Below are 18678 nucleotides of genomic sequence, written 5' to 3'. Positions count from 1 at the left end.
CATATTTTTTAGCTGATATAAGGCATGAGGTAGGAAATTTAGTAACTCTAAATGACTGACTCATTATGCAATAGCAGCAAAAAATATGCTTGTTCTGAAAGGCTGTGGCTAAAATTTTCTCAGATTGCGTTATGAAACTTGGCAATAGTCTCACTATTCCCTGCGTTTCATGCCTGATCTGCTCAGTTTTACCCTACAGCGCAAACCATTTATGAAATATCAACAGACCCTATAAATTGACGTTTGCGCCACGCAGTCGAACTTTAGAGTCATAAACAGTTTATAAAAATCGGTTAAAGTATTATTCATGCAACAAGTTGCAAAGCTCATTATATAAGGATTCATCATGACAACTCGCTATGCAAATATTCTAAAACCATTACATTTAGGGTTTACCACCATTAAAAACCGTGTCGTGATGGGTTCAATGCACACGGGATTGGAAGATCGTTTTTATAATTATCCAAAACTGGCTGCTTATTTTGGCGAACGTGCTAAAGGTGGCGTTGGTTTGATTATTACGGGCGGTATTTCACCTAACCGTCAAGGCTGGTTATTGCCTGCGGGCGGTACTATGAATACATTGGGCGATGTTGCACCGCATCGACTGGTGACACATGCAGTCCATAAGCATGGCGCGAAAATTTTAATGCAAATTCTGCATTCAGGACGCTACGGTTATCAGCCATTTGTGGTGTCTGCAAGCCCGATTAAATCTCCAATTTCACCATTTAAACCTCGTAAAATGAGTGAAAGACAAATTTTAAATACCATTGAAGATTATGCGAAAACAGCCAGTCTAGCCAAAATGGCAGGCTACGATGGTGTCGAAATTATGGGTTCGGAAGGCTATTTGTTGAACCAGTTTTTAAGTCGTCATGTGAATCAGCGTGAAGACCAATGGGGCGGTGCAATTGAAAATCGTATGCGTTTTGCTTTGGAGGTGGTGAAAGCTATTCGTGCTGAAGTAGGAGAAAAATTTATTATTTGCTTCCGTTTGTCGATGTTGGATTTAGTCCACGATGGCAACACCATGCAGGAAGTGATTACCGTTGCAAAAGCCTTAGAGCAAGCGGGTGTGAACTTACTCAATACTGGAATTGGCTGGCATGAAGCTCGTATTCCGACCATTGTGACTTCTGTGCCACGTGCAGCTTTTGCTGATTATACCGCGGAAGTAAAGAAACACGTTGAAATTCCTGTAATTGCATCCAATCGTATTAATATGCCAGATACTGCAGAAGAAATTTTGGCAGCGGGTAAAGCCGATATGATTCAAATGGCACGCCCATTATTGGCAGATGCATTCTGGGTCAATAAAACTGCAACCAATCGTGTCAATGAAATCAACACGTGTATTGCCTGTAACCAAGCATGTTTAGATCATACCTTTAAAAATCAGCGTGCGACTTGTTTAGTCAATCCTCGTGCAGCGTATGAAACTGAATTGGTCTATGAGAAAACCAAGAAACCTAAGCGTATTGCCGTTGTGGGCGGTGGTGTTGCGGGAATGTCTGCAGCCACAGTTGCTGTGAGTCGTGGGCATCAGGTGACTTTATTTGAAGCCAGCAATGAAGTGGGTGGACAATTCAATTTGGCTAAAGTGGTGCCGGGCAAAGAAGAATTTCATGAAACCATCCGCTACTTTAAAGTGCAAATTGAAAAAACTGGGGTCGATTTACGTTTAAATACCAAAGTCAACCGCGAGCAACTCGAACGTGAAGGTTTTGATGAAGTGGTGATTGCAACAGGTGTTGTACCACGTGCTTTAAAAATTGAAGGTAGCGATGCACCGCAAGTATTGTCTTATGCAGAAGTATTACGTGGCGCACCTGTTGGGGAAAAAGTTGCTGTGATTGGTGCAGGCGGAATCGGTTTCGATGTGTCGGAGTTTTTACTGAAACCTGAACATCAGCCACAACCTCAACCTTTGGCTGAATGGCAGCGTGAATGGGGAGTTGATCCAAATCCTAATTATGTGACTGAAGGCGGCATGTGTGCTCCAGAAGTAGATCCACCAATACGTGAAATCTATTTATTGCAACGTAAAACGACGGCTTTAGGTGCTGGTTTGGGTAAAACTTCAGGGTGGGTACACCGCGCACAGTTAAAAAAACATGACGTGCGTATGCTACGTGGTGTGCAATATAAAGCAATTACCAATGAAGGCTTATGGATTGAAATGGCAGGTCAAGACCAGTTATTACGTGTAGATAGCATTGTAGTCTGTGCTGGGCAAGAATCAGTTAAAGATTTAATGCCTGCGGCAGATGAAAATACTATGGCTAATTATCATATTATTGGTGGGGCAAAGCTTGCTGCAGAGTTAGATGCAAAACGTGCGATTCGTGAAGGAGCAGAGTTAGCCGCTAAACTTTAAAAATTCAGGTAGCTATGCTGTTGTTTTGATGAGCTTTAGTATTGATTTGGTGAAACAATATTCACTTGAGTGGTAACGAAGAATTTTTTACTTGTCATCAAATCAAAAGCTTCGTATCATGGCCCACATGGAAGCGTGGCAGAGCGGTTTAATGCACCGGTCTTGAAAACCGACGAGGGTGTGAGTCCTCCGTGAGTTCGAATCTCACCGCTTCCGCCAAATTTTAAGATAAGCCCTTGTATTTGCAAGGGCTTATTTTTTTGTCTGTAGTTTTACCCCCCCCCTCAAATTACCCCTCATTAAATTTTGGATTGGATTGATTTCTTTTGGTGGTATTTGGAAGATTAAGGAAAATAGTTTAATAAGCTGAAACTTGGTCCCAGAAATTGACGATGAAGACAATCGCGGCAGTCGCTCTTCACAAGATGATCGACGAAATAATGGCCATCGAAAACGTGATGAATATGGATGATTTACAAGTTAATGTGTGAAATAAATTATATTAACCGATTGTCTTCTATATTCAAGACAATTGGTTTTATTAAGTTTTATAAGAATAAATAGTAGTACATTACGTAAAAATGAATACTAATAGTTTTCCTATCTGATTTATTTTTTCTTTCAGTATAGATTGCCAAATAAATGAGGGCCTTGATTTTTAAAACATCCCTAAAGAGAATACATCTATACCTCATTCACTAAATAGTGACGTGATTAATACTTTTCCTAATTTACAAGAAAAAATAAAGCAGATTATAATAGATCATCTCTATTTAGCGATGAGAAGCTGAATTGATCCCTAAAATAATAGATTATTTTTTTAATTTTAAATTAATAGGGCTTTGTTGCATAAATATGTAAGCATCTGATTTAAATAAATTTAATTTTGGATCAAAAATAATCAAAACTTTTAAAATCATATAGTTAGTTATGAAATCTTTGTGCAAAAAAGTCAGCAAGATACAACAATCAATGGAGCCAGTCAGAGTGGGTATGAAACATTTTAAACAGCAATCCAAATTTATATTACTGGCTATTACCATTTTATATAATGCTGCTACTTGTGCCCAAACTTTGAGCTACATACAAGCAGAGCAATATATTCTTCATAATTCATATAGTACTCAAGCCAGTCAGGCGTTACAACAGGCTTCACAATTAGAAGCCACTGCGTTAAAGGGTTTGGGGTTGCCTCGTGTGGACTTAAATGTAAGAGCTTATACTTACCATCAAGAATTGGAAGTACCACTCGGCGGAATAAAAAATAATTTAGAACAGACATTAAGCAATAACGTGAATCAAAAAGTTGATCAATGGCTAGGAGGAAGTTCGAATACCGCTGTCATAAAAGATGGAATCGGTCAAAGTATACAAGACGGTGTCGGCTTAATTCCGAATGCATATCAGCTCAACTTAGATAATCAAGTTGTTCAACCCACTATTTCGATGATGATCCCGCTTTATACAGGCGGTTTCATCAGTTCAACTAAAGAAGTGGCGCAAATTAATGCGGACCGCCAACAATTAAATGATCAGCAACAGCAAGATTTACAGCGTTTTGAGTTAATACAGGTCTATTTCAATAGCCAATTACAGCAACAGCTTTTAGCAGCCAGTCAGTATAATTTAAAAGCTATACAGGGACATTACCAAAATGCGTTAAAACTAGAACAACAGGGTTTTATTAGCAAAGGTCAACGCATGCAGTTTGAAGTAGCAAAGAACAATGCTGAGCGTGGTTTGCAAAACAGCGAGGCAAATTATCGTTCAAGTCTATTCCAATTGAATAATCTACTTCAAAGTAGTCAAATTAAGGACTTAAGCACGCCTTTATTTGTGAATAAGACTCCATCAACATCATTAAATGCATTATTAAAAAGCTACCCTGAGCAATCAGTATTGATTCGTAAAATGCAAAAGGACATTCAACTGGCGAATGCTCAAGTCAAAATTAAAAGTGCTGCGACCAAACCTAATGTTTTTGCTTTTGGAGAATATGGACTAGAAGATAACCCTCACTGGATTGTGGGGGTTGCTGCGCGCTACAATTTATTTTCAGGTGTAGATCATAAAAAAAGTATCCAAGCTGCAGAATTACAGCGTTATGCGACTGAATTGATGACTGCGCGAAGCAAGCAAGAGATTGAAACTCTGATATATAAATCTTATAGTGAAATGCTTACCGCTCAACAAAGCGATATTTTGCTCCAGCAAAATTTAAAAGCTGCAGTTGAAAACTTAAGAATTCAAGAACTATCATTTAAAGAAGATATGGCCACAGCTAATCAAGTCATTGATGCTCAAAATATGTTAAGTGGTTTAAAAGCAGAAATGGCATTAAATGCATACAAATATGTAATGTCACTGGCTACTTTATTACACAGCCATGGTTCGATTAATCAATTCTCAGAGTATCTGACCCAACCTAACACACATTATATTAATTCATGATGATGAGATAATTCCAGTGAATCAAGATCAGAATAATTCGAATCAGGAAGACAGAATGTCTGAGAATCAATCTTTAACAGCAAATTCAGCATCAGAGCAGCGGACTCCTATCCACCAACAAATGGATAATGAGATTGAAAATAATGATAAGTTGTTAGAGAGTGAATCAGTTGACACTTCACAAACTGCTCAAGATCAGACGCAAGCCCTAAAGCCTGATTCGACAAAATCTAGAAATTTAAAAATATTTGCGACATTATTGCTGATTTTAATACTCAGTTTAATTGGTTTTGGGCTTTGGAAAAGTTATCAGCCTCAACAAATTGAACTTCAAGGGCGTGTGGAAGCTGAAACGATATATGTGAGCACCAAAGTTCCGAGTCGTATAGAAGAGCTTTATGTACAAGAAGGGCAGGTGGTTAAACAAAATCAGCCATTAGTTCGGCTTTGGAGCCCTGAAGTTTCAGCCAAAAAACAACAGGCTTTGGCAAGTCTACAATCAGCACTGGCTTTTCAATCTACTGCAACACGCGGTTCTCAGCAAGAAAACATTGACAGCTTGTATGCGAACTGGCAAGCCTTGAAAGCACAGGAAGCATTAGCCAATACGACCTTACAACGGAGTATAAATTTATTTCGGGAAGGGGTGATTTCTAGACAACGCCGTGATGAAATTCAAGCAGCTGCTACTTCAGCATCTCAGATGACTGAAGCAGCTTACCAACAGTATGCACGTGCTAAACGCGGTAGTACCCCCGAACAAAAATCCACAGCAGATGCACAGGTAGAAATTGCAAAAGCGGCAGTGGCAGAAGCAAATGCATTAGAAGCAGAAACACAATTGAATGCACCCGTAGATGGGGTTGTTTCTAAAACCTATGGCAAAGTTTCTGAACTAATCGCCATGGGAGTACCTGTGGTGAGTATTATTCAAAATGATATTTGGGTGAGTTTGACTGTTCGTGAAGATCAATATGCATCTATTTATAAGCTTAAACAATTACAAGGCTATATCCCTGCACTTAATCAGTATATGCTGTTTAATATCAAAAATATTGATGCGGAAGGTGAATTTGCTACCATAAAAACGACTCGTCAAACGGGCGGTTATGATATTCGAAGTTTTAAAGTGCATTTGGTGCCTGCCACGCCGAATCCTAATTTGAAAGTAGGTATGAGTGTGCTCTTTAAATTAAATAAGGCACGCTAATGTTTGCGGGTTTTTTTCGAGAGTTAGAATATTTAATTAATCACAAATGGGATTTGAGTTTAGTCACCCTTGCGCCGTTGGTAATTATACTATTATTCAGTAGCATGTTTTACCAGGGTAAACCTGAACATTTGCCAATTGCGGTTGTCGATCAAGATCGGAGCGAACTCAGTCGTCAAATTAAAAAATATCTTACCCATCAATCTACGTTGCATATTGAGCTTGTTACTCAAAATCTAAGTGATGCAGAACGAAAGTTAAACCAGAATAAAATATGGGGCTATGTAGTTATCCCTGCTGGTGCAGAGCAACGTTTGGTTCACGCTGAAGATGCGCAAATTGGTATTTTTTTTAATCAAAGCTATTTTAGTGTTGGTAATAGTATCTCTTCAGCTATGTTTGTGAGTAGTCTTGAGGGAATTCAAGACTATATGAGACACCACTACTTAGTTCGCCATTTACCTGAGCTGGAATTACCGACAGCTACCGTAAAAATTTCACCTTTATATAATCCAGACTTGAATTATGAGCTCTATTTAGAGCCTTATATGATCCCAGCAATTTTGCATTTATTACTTTGCTGTTGTGTTGCATTTTCTGTTGGACAAGAGCTTAAATTTAAAACCACAGCTACCTGGGTAATGGGAGGGTCTGCATGGCGTGCTTTAATAACAAAAAATTTAACTTATGTCTTTATTTTTAGTTTCTGGACTTGGGTATGGATGTTCTGGCTGATTGAAGTACGAGGGTGGTTTGTTGTAGGGCAGTTGTGGGTGATTATTTTTGCACAATTTTTATTGTATTGTGCCTATGCATTTATAAGCAGTGCAATGGTTTTAGCCACTCAAAACTTAAGTAAAACTTTTGGTCTGATTGCTGTTTATGGTGGGTCATCCCTAAGTTTTGCAGGTGTGACTTTACCTTTAAATAATGCGCCATTATTTACAAAAATTTGGGCCAATATTATTCCGTATACACCTTATGCAAAATTGCAAACACAGCAGTGGGTTGTGGGTAGTCCACTTTCGACTTCTCTTCTGCCATTTTTTATTTTAATCCTATATGTGGTTTTGTATTTTATTTTGGCGCTGTTTCTGCTTAAACATCGGCTTAAGGTGGAGCAAAAATGAAACTATTTTTCAAATATTATACCAAAACTTTTAAAGATATTTTTGCAAATTCAGCGATTTTCACAACACTGATTTTATCTGTATTTTTATATAGTTTCTTTTATCCTACCGCATATAAAGCACAACATGCTGAATTTTTACCTATTGTAATTGTAGATGAAGAACGTAGTCCTCTCACTCAGCAAATTATAAGCGAAGTTGGTAAAAGTCCGAATGTTAGAATTAAAAACATCACAGGAAACTTTGCCGAAGCCGAAAGCTTGATTAAACAACAACAGGTAGATGGTATTTTATTATTGCCAAATAACTTATCACACAGTATTCGGCGCGGTGATGTTGGTGGAGTTGGTTTATATTTAAGTACTGCTAACTTTCTTAAAACCAAGCAAATAGGTTTTGGTTTGGCACAGTCAATTGAAAGTGTGCTAATTACCCAAACTGAAAGGTTTAGAGAAATTTCAGATTTTTCTCCTGTTCTATCTGTCCATCAAATTCCATTATTTAACACAACTTCAGGCTATGGTAGTTATATTTTTCCTGCGATTGCTCCTCTCATCATTCATCAAACCATTCTTTTGGGTTTAAGTATGCTTATAGCAACTTATAAGGAGCGAGGTTGGCAACCGAGTAATACTGAAGTATTTGGAATATTTACTGCTATTTTAACTATAGGGTGTTTAGGGTGCTTTTACTTATTCGGTTTTACTTTCTGGCTCTATGATTATCCTCGTGGAGGTAATTTTGAGGGAATGTTATTAGCTGTTCCTATTTATATTGGTAGTGTAATTGGCTTGAGCTTTTTAATTGCCAGTTATTTTGATATGCCTGAACGCGCTGGACAAGTTTTAGTTTTTACTTCTATTCCATTGTTTATGCTATCAGGAGCAGCATGGCCACACGCAGCTATGCCGCTTTGGGTACAATACCTGGCCAATATATTTCCTTCAACTCAAGCTATTCAACTGTTTATACAGCTAAATCAAATGGGCGTTAAAACTTCAGTTGTATTGCCTAAATTAATTTATTTATTAGCATCTGGTAGTATTTTCTTGTTTTTAGGGGTTTGGCGAATACGTAAGTCTAGGAATGAGTTGAGTTCCGCAAAGAAAATATAATCATTTTTTTGTAAGAAAATCATCTGATGCACTTTGTTGTACACACATTTCAACTGACTAATTTTAAAAGTTTTGTATATATTTTAATCTATAGATAAATATAATAAAATCAAGTGGTTAATTCTTTGTGCACAAAGCTGTTAGAAAGTGTGAGAGAACATAATTGAATGGCATCCTGTGCATAACACAGTTAAAAATCTAAGTGTACCCAAGTGGTGATTGTATTACTTTGCACAATTCGATATTTGTTCCTTTATTCCATTTAGGAGTACTAAAGGCTTTTTTAGTAGATTGAATCAATTATTTGAGTCAAGTTTCATATAGGGCGACAAATCTATGATTTAGGTAGTCGGCTTAAATTTTGTGATAAAAATAATATTCGGAAGTTTTACTGCCGAAACGCGCCAAGAAAACCATTTTCCATCTAGCTGATTATGGCATTTCACAGTAGAATATGCGCTCTCTTCAAGTCACATTGTGGCATGGTCCAAAAGATCAGCCCGTGGAGCCAAAATCAGCATGTTTATCGTTGCCGGTGCACCTGCACATTCATCTTTTAAGAAAACTCAACTCTTAAACCGTTTAGCGTCAATGAGTTCTGTTCAATCTTTCGATAGCCAATGGGTTTATTTATTTGACCAAGCGCTCGACGAGCAACAACAGCAATCTGCTTTACAGCTTTTAAACGATGGTGCATCTTTTGAATTACGCCAAGCTGCAAGTGATGAAGTTCAAATTTTAGTGACACCACGTGTGGGCACAATTTCTCCTTGGTCATCAAAAGCAACCGATATTTTTGCCAACTGTAATACGCCTGTACACCGCCTAGAACGCGGTGTTTTGTTTACCTTAAAAGGTATTACAGACGTTTCAAACGAAGTAAAACAAGTATTGCATGACCGCATGACCGAAAGTGTGTTTAACCACATTAACGATGCTGCAGCGTTATTTGTTGAAACTGAACCAAAACCTTTAAATAGCATTGATATTTTGGGTGAAGGCAAAGCGGCATTGGTAAAAGCCAACAGTGAGTTTGGTTTTGCCTTGTCTGATGAAGAAATTGATTATTTAACCGAAGCATTTATCAAGTTAGGCCGTAATCCGCATGACATTGAATTGATGATGTTTGCACAAGCCAACTCTGAGCACTGCCGTCACAAAATCTTTGGTTCGGAATGGACAATTGATGGCGAAGTACAGCCATTGTCATTGTTCCAAATGATCAAAAATACTTATAAAGAATCACCAACAGACGTATTGTCGGCTTACAAAGACAACGCTTCGGTGATTGTTGGTTTTGATACGCAGCGTTTCTATCCGAAAAAAGATGCTGCAACAGGTCACTACGTTTATAAATATAAGAGCCAAGCTGCCCACATTCTTATGAAAGTGGAAACACACAACCACCCAACTGCAATTGCACCATTTGCAGGTGCTGCGACAGGTTCGGGTGGTGAAATCCGTGATGAAGGCGCGACAGGTCGTGGTGGTAAACCAAAAGCAGGTTTAACAGGCTTTACAGTATCGAATTTAAATATTCCTGGTTTTAAACAGCCTTGGGAAGAAAACTATGGCAAGCCTTCACGTATGGCATCGCCATTACAAATTATGATTGAAGGCCCATTGGGCGGTGCAGCGTTTAACAACGAATTTGGTCGTCCTGCGTTAAATGGTTACTTCCGTACTTTCGAGCAAAACGTGAATGGTGAAGTAAAAGGCTTCCATAAACCAATCATGATTGCAGGTGGTTACGGCAACATTCGTCCAGACCATGTCGAAAAAGACCCAATTCAGCCAGGCGATTTATTAATCGTTTTAGGCGGCCCTGCGATGTTGATCGGTTTAGGCGGTGGCGCTGCATCTTCTGTAGATAGCGGAACCATGGGTGAAAATCTTGACTTCGCTTCAGTACAACGTGAAAACCCAGAAATGGAACGCCGTTGCCAAGAAGTGATTGATACATGCTGGCGTTTGGAAGATGCTAACCCAATCGTATCAGTGCATGACGTGGGTGCAGGTGGTATTTCGAACGCAATGCCTGAGTTGGTGAATGATCACGAACTAGGTGCTGTACTTGATTTGCGTAAGATTCCATCTTTAGAACCAGGCATGTCACCAATGGAAATTTGGTCAAACGAAGCGCAAGAGCGTTATGTATTGGCTATTCGTCCAAGTTCTTTAGAGTTATTTGAATCGATTTGTGCGCGTGAGCGTTGCCCGTTTGCGGTATTGGGTGAAGCGACTGAAGCACGTCATTTAACGGTTGAAGATCCACTGTTCAATAATAACGCTGTAGATATACCAATGCAGGTTATCTTAGGTGGTACGCCACGCATGAGCCGTTCTTATGAAAGCATTGAGCGTCAAGGCGATGATTTTGATGCCGCTCAAGTTACTGATCTGAAAGATGCGATTTACCGTGTTATCAAGAATCCAACCGTTGCTTCTAAATCATTCCTAATCACCATTGGTGACCGTTCAATTACAGGTATGGTTGCACGTGATCAATTGGTTGGCCCATGGCAAGTGCCTGTTGCAGATGCGGCAGTAACCACTACCAGCTTGCAAGGCTTTACAGGCGAAGCAATGGCGATGGGTGAACGTCCACCTGTAGCTTTATTAAACCCTGCAGCATCTGCGCGTTTGGCAGTGGCAGAATCTATTTCCAATATCATGTCAGCCAAAATTGACCAGATCAGCGACATTAAATTATCTGCAAACTGGATGGCAGCAGCAGGTCAAAAAGGCGAAGACCAAGCTTTGTTTGAAGGTGTAAAAGCCATTGGTATGGAAATGTGTCCTGCGCTAGGAATTGCAATTCCAGTAGGTAAAGACTCATTGTCTATGCGTACCACTTGGAATGACGAAGGTGTTGATAAATCTGTAACTTCACCAATGTCAGGTGTAATTACTGCATTTGCACCAGTGACCGATGTACGTAAAACACTAACCCCTGAATTGAAAAATACCGATTCAGTATTGGTACGTATTGACTTGTCTAAAGGTCAGTTCCGTTTAGGCGGTTCAATTTTAGCGCAAGTGTATAAAGCTATTGGTTCAGTAACACCAGATGTCGATAACTTTGACGAATTCAAAGCATTCTTTGCTTTGGTACAAGACTGGAATAACCGTGGCTTGATTCAAGCTTATCACGACATTGGTGATGGTGGTTTATTGGCAACTGTAACAGAAATGATGTTCGCTTCACGTTTAGGTGTGGCGTTAGAAGATCAATCGGTTGCGGCATTGTTTGCGGAAGAAATTGGTGCAGTACTACAAATTTCTAAAGCAGATTGGGCTGACTTAGCTACTGAAGTTGCTGCATCTACTCTGAAAGATGCAATTTCGGTAGTCGGTACAGTCAATAACACAGATCAACTTGCTGTAAATGGCTTGGTGCTTGAACGTGCTGACTTGCAAACGGCTTGGAGTGAAGTATCTCACCAAATCCAGCGTTTACGTGACAACTCAGAAACTGCTGATCAAGAATTTGCCTTGATTACAGATAAGAACCACAAAGGCTTAATTGCTCAACCGACATTTGACTTAAATGAGCCAGTTGAAGCACCGTACATCAATACACGTCGTCCTAATATGGTGATTTTACGTGAACAGGGTGTAAACGGTCATGTAGAAATGGCGGCAGCATTTGACAAAGTCGGCTTTAACACCGTTGACGTACACATGAGCGACTTGCTTGCAGGACGTGTCGATTTAGACGACTTTGAAGGCTTGGTTGCGTGTGGTGGTTTCTCTTACGGTGACGTCTTAGGTGCGGGCGGTGGCTGGGCAAAGTCAGTCTTGTTTAACCCGAAATTACGTGACCAGTTTGAGAAATTCTTTAACCGTCAAGAAACATTCTCACTGGGTATCTGTAACGGTTGTCAAATGTTGTCACAATTAGCACCACTCATTCCAGGTGCAGAAGCGTGGCCACGTTTCCATCGTAATACCTCAGAAGTGTTTGAAGCGCGTAGCGTTAATGTACGCGTGGAAAAATCGAATTCTGTATTATTGCAAGATATGGAAGGCTCGATTTTACCAATCGCGGTGGCGCATGGCGAAGGTCGTGTCGTTGCACCTGAAGCTAATTTGGCAGCCTTAAATGCAGGTAACCAAGTGATTTTACGTTATGTCGATAGCCACGGAAATGCGACTCAACATTATCCAATGAACCCGAATGGTTCGCCAGAAGGTATTTCAGGCGTAACTTCAAAAGATGGTCGTGCAACAATTATGATGCCGCACCCTGAACGTAATTTCCGTGCGCTTCAACATTCTTGGAAACCTGAAGAATGGACTGAAGATGGTGCATGGTTACGTATGTTCCGCAATGCGCGTAAATTTATTGGTTAAGATTTAACTCGCTTAATCTATAGCAGTCAGCCACCTTCGGGTGGCTGATTTTTTTGCTGTGAATATGCAACTTTTATATAGACGTGCATGTTTCCACCTAAATGAATCGTCGGCTTGCTGTTCAACAATTCTGCATTAATCTCAACAATCATAGTCATCCTAGACAACTCAAGCTATCATAAACAAGCAAACACACATGGGATGGCGTTATGAAAATCATTGCAGATGAAAATCTGGCATATACCGATTATTTCTTTGCAGATTTGGCAGAAATAGAGCACAAGGCTGGACGCCGTCTAACGCATCAAGATGTGCAAGATGCTGATGCGCTGCTAGTTCGTTCCGTCACCCAAGTGAATGCAGCATTGATTCAACAGACCGCGCTTCAATTTATTGGCAGCGCGACCATTGGCACAGACCACCTTGATATCCCAGCCATCGAGCAGCAGGGCATTGCATGGTCAAATGCGGCAGGTTGTAATGCGCAGGCGGTGAGTGAGTATGTGATTACCGCATTGCTTCATCTCGAGCCTGAATTACTACATGCCAATCAAAACTTTAAACTTGGCATTATTGGACTGGGCAATGTCGGCTCGCGCTTGGTCAAAATGGCACAATTATTAGGTTGGGATGTCATCGCATACGATCCATTTGTGCAGTTGCCCAATGTGCAGCAATGTGACTTAGATGCACTATTACAACAGGCAGATGCAATTTCCATTCATGTGCCATTAACAGAAACTGGTGAACGTCCTACTCATCATTTAATTAATGCAGCGCGTTTGGCATGTATGAAGCCTCAAGCCATTCTGATTAATTCAGCGCGTGGGCTAGTGGTAGAAGAAGCGGCTTTAATGCAGGATATTCAACATACTCAGCGTTTAGTGGTATTAGATGTTTTTGAATATGAACCTGAAATCTCTGCAGAATTATTAGATTTGCTTGCTTTGGCAACCCCGCATATTGCAGGGTATAGCCTAGAAGGCAAGGCACGCGGCACACAAATGATTTATCAGGCTTTTTGTGAAAATTTTGGTTTAGATGCCACAAAACAATTTGAAACTCAATTGCCAAGCTGCGCGCAATATTTCAAAACCCAAGATTTGAAAAATAGTCTGCATGCACATTTAAGTCAAATTTATGATATTGCACAGGATGATGCCAATTTACGTGCCTGTGTCAAAGCGGGCAAAGTTGAGCAGCAGGCTTTTGATCATTTAAGAAAAACCTATCCTCTGCGTCGTGAATGGGCAGCACACGGAGGCCCGCAAGCATGAGTTCAAATCTCCAATATCAACCAACTTGCGACTTAAACAGCATGCGCGCACGTGCACAATTGTATGCACAAATACGCCAGTTTTTTGCGGAACGTGAAGTACTTGAAGTTGAAACGCCAATTTTGTCACAGGCAGGAGTGACAGATGTGCATTTGGCTTCAGTGCAAGCACAGCGCCATGTGCAGGGCAAATTGCATACGCACTATTTACAGACCTCACCTGAATTTGCCATGAAGCGTTTATTGGCCAGTGGTAGTGGTGCTATTTATCAAATTTGCAAAGTCTTTCGTGATGATGAGCATGGACGTAAACACAACAGCGAATTTACCATGTTGGAATGGTATCGTCCCGAATTTAGCCTGAAAGAGCTTATGTTTGAGGTGACAGATTTACTTAATCTGACGTTAAAACAACGCTTTGGCGAAGTACGTCCAACAGTGTTGAGTTATAAACACGCATTTATGGATCGTTTGGATTTAAATCCTTTACAGGCAAGTCTGCAACAATTGAAAGACTGCTGTCATCGTGTGGGTTTGCATCTGGATTTGGGTGATGACCGTCTAGGCTACATCGACCTATTGTTTTCACATTTTGTAGAACCAAGTTTGGGCTTTGATGCTCCTGTATTTTTAACCGATTTTCCACCTGAATTAGCATCTTTGGCTAAAACCAGAACAGATGATGATGGGGAATTGGTCGCAGCCCGTTTTGAGCTATATATCGAAGGTTTAGAGCTTGCCAATGCCTATGATGAATTGATTGATGCTACTGTGCTGCGTTCTCGTTTTGAAGCCGATAATGCAGAACGCGCACAACTTGGTTTACATGTGATGCCAATTGATGAATATTTATTGGCTGCGTTGCCGAACATGCCTGAATGTTCAGGTATCGCCTTGGGCATAGATCGCTTATTGATGATTGCAACTGAGCAGATGCGTTTAGAGCAAGTGATTAGCTTTCCTGCGCAGCTTGCCTAAAAGCAAAAGACAGTTTCTTATTTCAAGAAGGATTTATTTGAGCTAAAAAGCCGTAGCTTCTATATTTTAGAAGATTACGGCTTTTCGATCAGAAATTTAGGCTGACTTAAATAGGTTAAGAATGATAGATCAAAGAACGCATGTAATGACGTTCTATAGACTTAAATAGCCTAAGCAGTAGCAGCCAAGTGACGTGTCTTTAATTGCTCAATCGCTTTAATGCGTCGTTCAATCAGCATTTCACCAATATCGGGGCCTTGGACATCGGCAGGTAAGTCTTGCGCCTTAATGCTGCGTACCACTTGAATCGCTTCCAAAATATAGCTCGCTTGCGGATAGTCACGATCTTCCAAACCTAAACGCCCACGAGAGTCACATTCACAGGCTTGTACAAAGGCTTCTACACGCTCAGGACGACGCAAGACATCCAAACGCTGTAATAAGCGCCATAACGTGCCAGGCTTTAAGCTCAATGCTTGGTGGCATTTTAAATGCTCTTTACATACAGCAAGTGCAAGTTGTTTGGTATTGGTCGGTACGCGCAGGCGTTCACACACTTCCGTTACAGGTCGAATCCCACGTTCTTCATGCATAATGTGCCGTGGTAATTCATCGGCAGGGGTCAAGGCCTTGCCTAAATCATGCAATAACACTGCAAAGCGTACATCGAGTGAGTAATTGGCACGACAGGCTTGTTGTAGTGACATCATGGTGTGCACACCACTGTCAATTTCAGGGTGATATTCAGGACGCTGTGGAATACCGAATAAAGCATCTAATTCAGGAAATAAAACTTTTAAAGCACCACAGGCACGCAATGTTTCAAAATAAACATCGGCACGTGTTTCCATTAAGGCACGTGAAGTTTCTTTCCATACGCGTTCAGGTGTCAGCGCATGTAACTCACCAGATTCTGCCAACTCTTGCATTAATAACAAGGTTTCAGGTGCAACCACAAAGCCTAAAGCATGATAACGTGCGGCAAAACGAGCAATACGCAGCACCCGTAACGGGTCTTCTACAAAAGCATTGGAAACATGGCGCAGCACTTTATTGCACAGATCTTGCTGTCCACCGTAAGGGTCGTAGACATTGCCATCACTATCCATTGCCATGGCGTTAATGGTTAAATCACGACGGATTAAATCTTCTTCTAAGGTCACGCTTGGGCCGGTATGAAATTCAAAACCGTGATAACCGTGTCCAGATTTGCGCTCAGTGCGAGCAAGTGCATATTCATCTTTGGTTTCAGGATGAAGAAAAACAGGGAAGTCTTTGCCCACAGGTTGAAAGCCTTGAGCCAAAAGTTGTTCGGGCGTTGCGCCAACGACAACATAATCTTTTTCGTGATAGGGATGCCCGAGTAAGTGATCTCGAACTGCACCGCCTACTAAATAAACTTGCATGAAAAAACCTCTATTCTTCAAGCAATCATGCTACAGAATAGAGGTTTTCTCAAGTCTATAATTCTGAGTCAGTCACTCAGAAATATAGGTTTATGCTTTAACTTGTGCTGTTTGTTGAATTTCAGCAACAGTGAGTGCAGTCATATTCACAACACGACGTGTCGTTGCAGTCGGAGTCAAAATATGTACAGGTTTTGCTGCACCTAACAAGATAGGGCCAATCGTAACATTGTTACCTGAAGTCGATTTCAACAAGTTAAATGAAATATTGGCAGCATCTAAGTTCGGCATAATCAACAAGTTTGCAGAACCTTTGAAGCGTGAGTTCGGGAAAGCAAATTGACGAATATTTTCGTCTAATGCTGCATCACCGTGCATTTCACCTTCAACTTCAAGCTCAGGTGCAATCTCACTCAAGATTTCAAAGACTTTACGCATTTTTTGTGCGCTAGAGTCTTGTTGGTCAGAACCAAAACTTGAGTGAGAAAGTAGAGCAACGCGTGGTGTCATACCAAAACGGCGTACTTCTTCAGCCGCTAAAAGTGTCATTTCAGCCAACTGTTCAGCAGTTGGGTTTGTGTTGACATAAGTGTCGGCAATGAACAAGTTGCGATCTTCAAGCATCAATGCGTTAAGGGTAAAGAAGTTAGTACGACCTTCTTTTAGACCAATCACATTTTTTACGAAATCAAGGTGAATATCGTAGCTTGAATAAGTACCACATAACATACCATCGGCTAAACCATGCTTCACTAGCATTGCTGCAATGAGGGTAGAACGACGACGTGCTTCACGCTGCGCGTATTCAGGTGTCACACCTTTACGCTGCATGATAGTGTAGTAATCATCTGCAAATTTTTCGTAGTTTGGGTTGTTTTCCTGATCTACAATTTCTATATTCACGCCATGTTCAAGACGTAAACCTAGCTTTTTAATGTTTGCTTCAATCACAGCAGTACGGCCGATAAGGATTGGTTTTGCCAAGCCTTCATCTACTGCAATTTGTACTGCGCGAAGTACGCGTAGGTCTTCGCCTTCTGCATAAGCAATACGCTTAGGATCAGTTTTTGCTTGAGCAAAAATAGGCTTCATCATCAATGCCGAGTTATATACAAACTCAGACAAACGTTGACGATATGCAGAGAAGTCTTGAATTGGACGACTTGCAACACCTGAATCCATAGCGGCTTGAGCAACTGCAGGTGCAATTTCAAGAATTAATCGCTGATCAAGAGGTCGTGGAATTAAATAATCACGGCCGAAAGATGCAGATTTTTCACCATAAGTTGAGGCATCTGCTTCAATGTGTGCCATACGTGCAATTGCGTGTACGCAAGCAATTTTCATTTCTTCGTTGATGGTTGTTGCGCCAACGTCTAATGCACCACGGAAAATATATGGGAAGCAAAGTGCGTTGTTGACTTGGTTCGGGTAGTCTGAACGACCTGTCGCCATAATCACGTCTGGACGTACTTCGTGCGCATGTTCAGGTAAGATTTCTGGGTCGGGGTTAGCTAAAGCAAAGATAATTGGATTTTCAGCCATTTCTTTAACCATAGCTTTAGTCAAGATACCCGCTGCAGAAAGACCAAGGAACATATCCGCACCGCTAATTACATCGGCAAGTTGCGTTCCTTCAATGTCTTGCATATAGCGTTTTTTCGAGTCATCCAAACCTTCACGTTTGGTTGTGATTAGACCGCGCGAATCTGCAACAATGATATTTTCTTTTTTTGCGCCCAACGCACATAATAGGTCTAAACAAGATAGTGCGGCGGCACCTGCACCTGAAGCTACAATTTTGATTTCTTCAATTTTCTTGCCATTGAGCAACAAAGCATTGAGTAGGGCTGAACCGACAATGATTGAGGTACCGTGTTGGTCATCGTGGAACACTGGAATGTTCATACGTTCACGAAGTTTTTGCTCAATGTAGAAACATTCTGGTGCCTTGATGTCTTCAAGGTTAATACCACCAAAAGTTGGTTCTAATGCTGCCACAATATCAACAATTTTATCTGGATCATTTTCAGCAATTTCGATATCAAAAACATCGACACCAGCAAACTTTTTAAAGAGTACGCCTTTACCTTCCATCACAGGTTTAGACGCCAAAGGACCGATATTACCTAAACCCAATACTGCTGTACCGTTACTCACGACAGCAACCAAGTTACCGCGAGCGGTATAAAGTGCAGCTTTTGAAGGGTCACGTTCAATCTCTAAACATGGTGCTGCGACACCTGGTGAGTAAGCAAGCGCTAAGTCACGTTGATTGACCAGCTGCTTACTTGGAGTAACGCTGATTTTTCCTGGTGTTGGAAATTCGTGATAGTAAAGTGCCTGCTGTTTTAATGATTGATCGTCCATCTGAAT

At 40.7% G+C, this 18678-nt stretch carries 11 protein-coding genes and 1 tRNA gene; 9 read left to right on the top strand and 3 right to left on the bottom strand.

Annotated features, from left to right (window positions below; genetic code table 11):
- Positions 1 to 346 precede the first annotated feature (346 nt).
- The 7 genes from L6C30_RS03205 (at position 347) to purL (ending at position 12642) form a co-directional block, all read left to right on the top strand.
- Positions 347 to 2380 (top strand): NADPH-dependent 2,4-dienoyl-CoA reductase, encoded by a 2034-nt coding sequence (locus tag L6C30_RS03205; protein ID WP_236162348.1) that lies wholly within the window; start codon positions 347 to 349, stop codon positions 2378 to 2380.
- 129 nt (positions 2381 to 2509) lie between these two features.
- Positions 2510 to 2599, top strand: a tRNA-Ser gene (locus L6C30_RS03200).
- Positions 2600 to 3373: 774 nt separating this feature from the next.
- Complete coding sequence (locus L6C30_RS03195; RefSeq protein ID WP_236162349.1) at positions 3374 to 4831, top strand: TolC family protein; 1458 nt, start codon at positions 3374 to 3376, stop codon at positions 4829 to 4831.
- Between the two features lie 55 nt (positions 4832 to 4886).
- Positions 4887 to 6041 carry an HlyD family secretion protein gene (locus tag L6C30_RS03190; RefSeq protein WP_236162350.1) on the top strand — a complete coding sequence of 385 codons (1155 nt, stop codon included), beginning with the start codon at positions 4887 to 4889 and terminating at the stop codon, positions 6039 to 6041.
- Positions 6041 to 7171: an ABC transporter permease gene (locus L6C30_RS03185; protein ID WP_236162351.1), complete on the top strand. Its 1131-nt coding sequence runs from the start codon at positions 6041 to 6043 to the stop codon at positions 7169 to 7171. Before L6C30_RS03190 ends, L6C30_RS03185 begins: the two co-directional genes overlap by 1 nt.
- Positions 7168 to 8286 carry an ABC transporter permease gene (locus tag L6C30_RS03180; protein WP_236162352.1) on the top strand — a complete coding sequence of 373 codons (1119 nt, stop codon included), beginning with the start codon at positions 7168 to 7170 and terminating at the stop codon, positions 8284 to 8286. Before L6C30_RS03185 ends, L6C30_RS03180 begins: the two co-directional genes overlap by 4 nt.
- A 519-nt stretch (positions 8287 to 8805) precedes the next feature.
- Positions 8806 to 12642 (top strand): phosphoribosylformylglycinamidine synthase, encoded by a 3837-nt coding sequence (gene purL / locus L6C30_RS03175; protein ID WP_236162353.1) that lies wholly within the window; start codon positions 8806 to 8808, stop codon positions 12640 to 12642.
- A 26-nt stretch (positions 12643 to 12668) separates the two neighbouring features.
- Here the strand turns inward: purL and L6C30_RS14900 are convergent, their stop codons facing one another.
- On the bottom strand, positions 12669 to 12800 hold the full coding sequence (locus L6C30_RS14900) for a hypothetical protein (protein WP_256732322.1): 132 nt from the start codon (positions 12798 to 12800) through the stop codon (positions 12669 to 12671).
- A 51-nt stretch (positions 12801 to 12851) separates the two neighbouring features.
- Here L6C30_RS14900 and L6C30_RS03170 point away from each other — a divergent pair, with 51 nt between their 5' ends.
- Complete coding sequence (locus tag L6C30_RS03170; RefSeq protein WP_236162354.1) at positions 12852 to 13919, top strand: 4-phosphoerythronate dehydrogenase; 1068 nt, start codon at positions 12852 to 12854, stop codon at positions 13917 to 13919.
- Positions 13916 to 14896 (top strand): EF-P lysine aminoacylase EpmA, encoded by a 981-nt coding sequence (gene epmA / locus L6C30_RS03165; protein WP_096902381.1) that lies wholly within the window; start codon positions 13916 to 13918, stop codon positions 14894 to 14896. Before L6C30_RS03170 ends, epmA begins: the two co-directional genes overlap by 4 nt.
- Before the next feature lie 170 nt (positions 14897 to 15066).
- On the opposite strand, the gene L6C30_RS03160 is transcribed toward epmA, so the two are convergent.
- Together L6C30_RS03160 and L6C30_RS03155 are read right to left on the bottom strand one after the other, a co-directional pair.
- A complete protein-coding gene (locus L6C30_RS03160) occupies positions 15067 to 16302 on the bottom strand; it encodes a multifunctional CCA addition/repair protein (protein ID WP_236162355.1) in 1236 nt (411 codons plus the stop codon).
- A gap of 90 nt (positions 16303 to 16392) precedes the next feature.
- Entirely contained in the window at positions 16393 to 18672 is a 2280-nt protein-coding gene (locus L6C30_RS03155; protein ID WP_236162356.1) for an NADP-dependent malic enzyme, read from the bottom strand.
- Positions 18673 to 18678 lie beyond the last annotated feature (6 nt).

It is taken from the genome of Acinetobacter sp. KAM396 (assembly GCF_021602765.1).
Classification (GTDB): Bacteria; Pseudomonadota; Gammaproteobacteria; order Pseudomonadales; family Moraxellaceae; genus Acinetobacter; species Acinetobacter towneri_A.
Note: the sequence above shows the minus strand (reverse complement) of the source record. Positions and strands in the feature narration are given on the sequence as shown.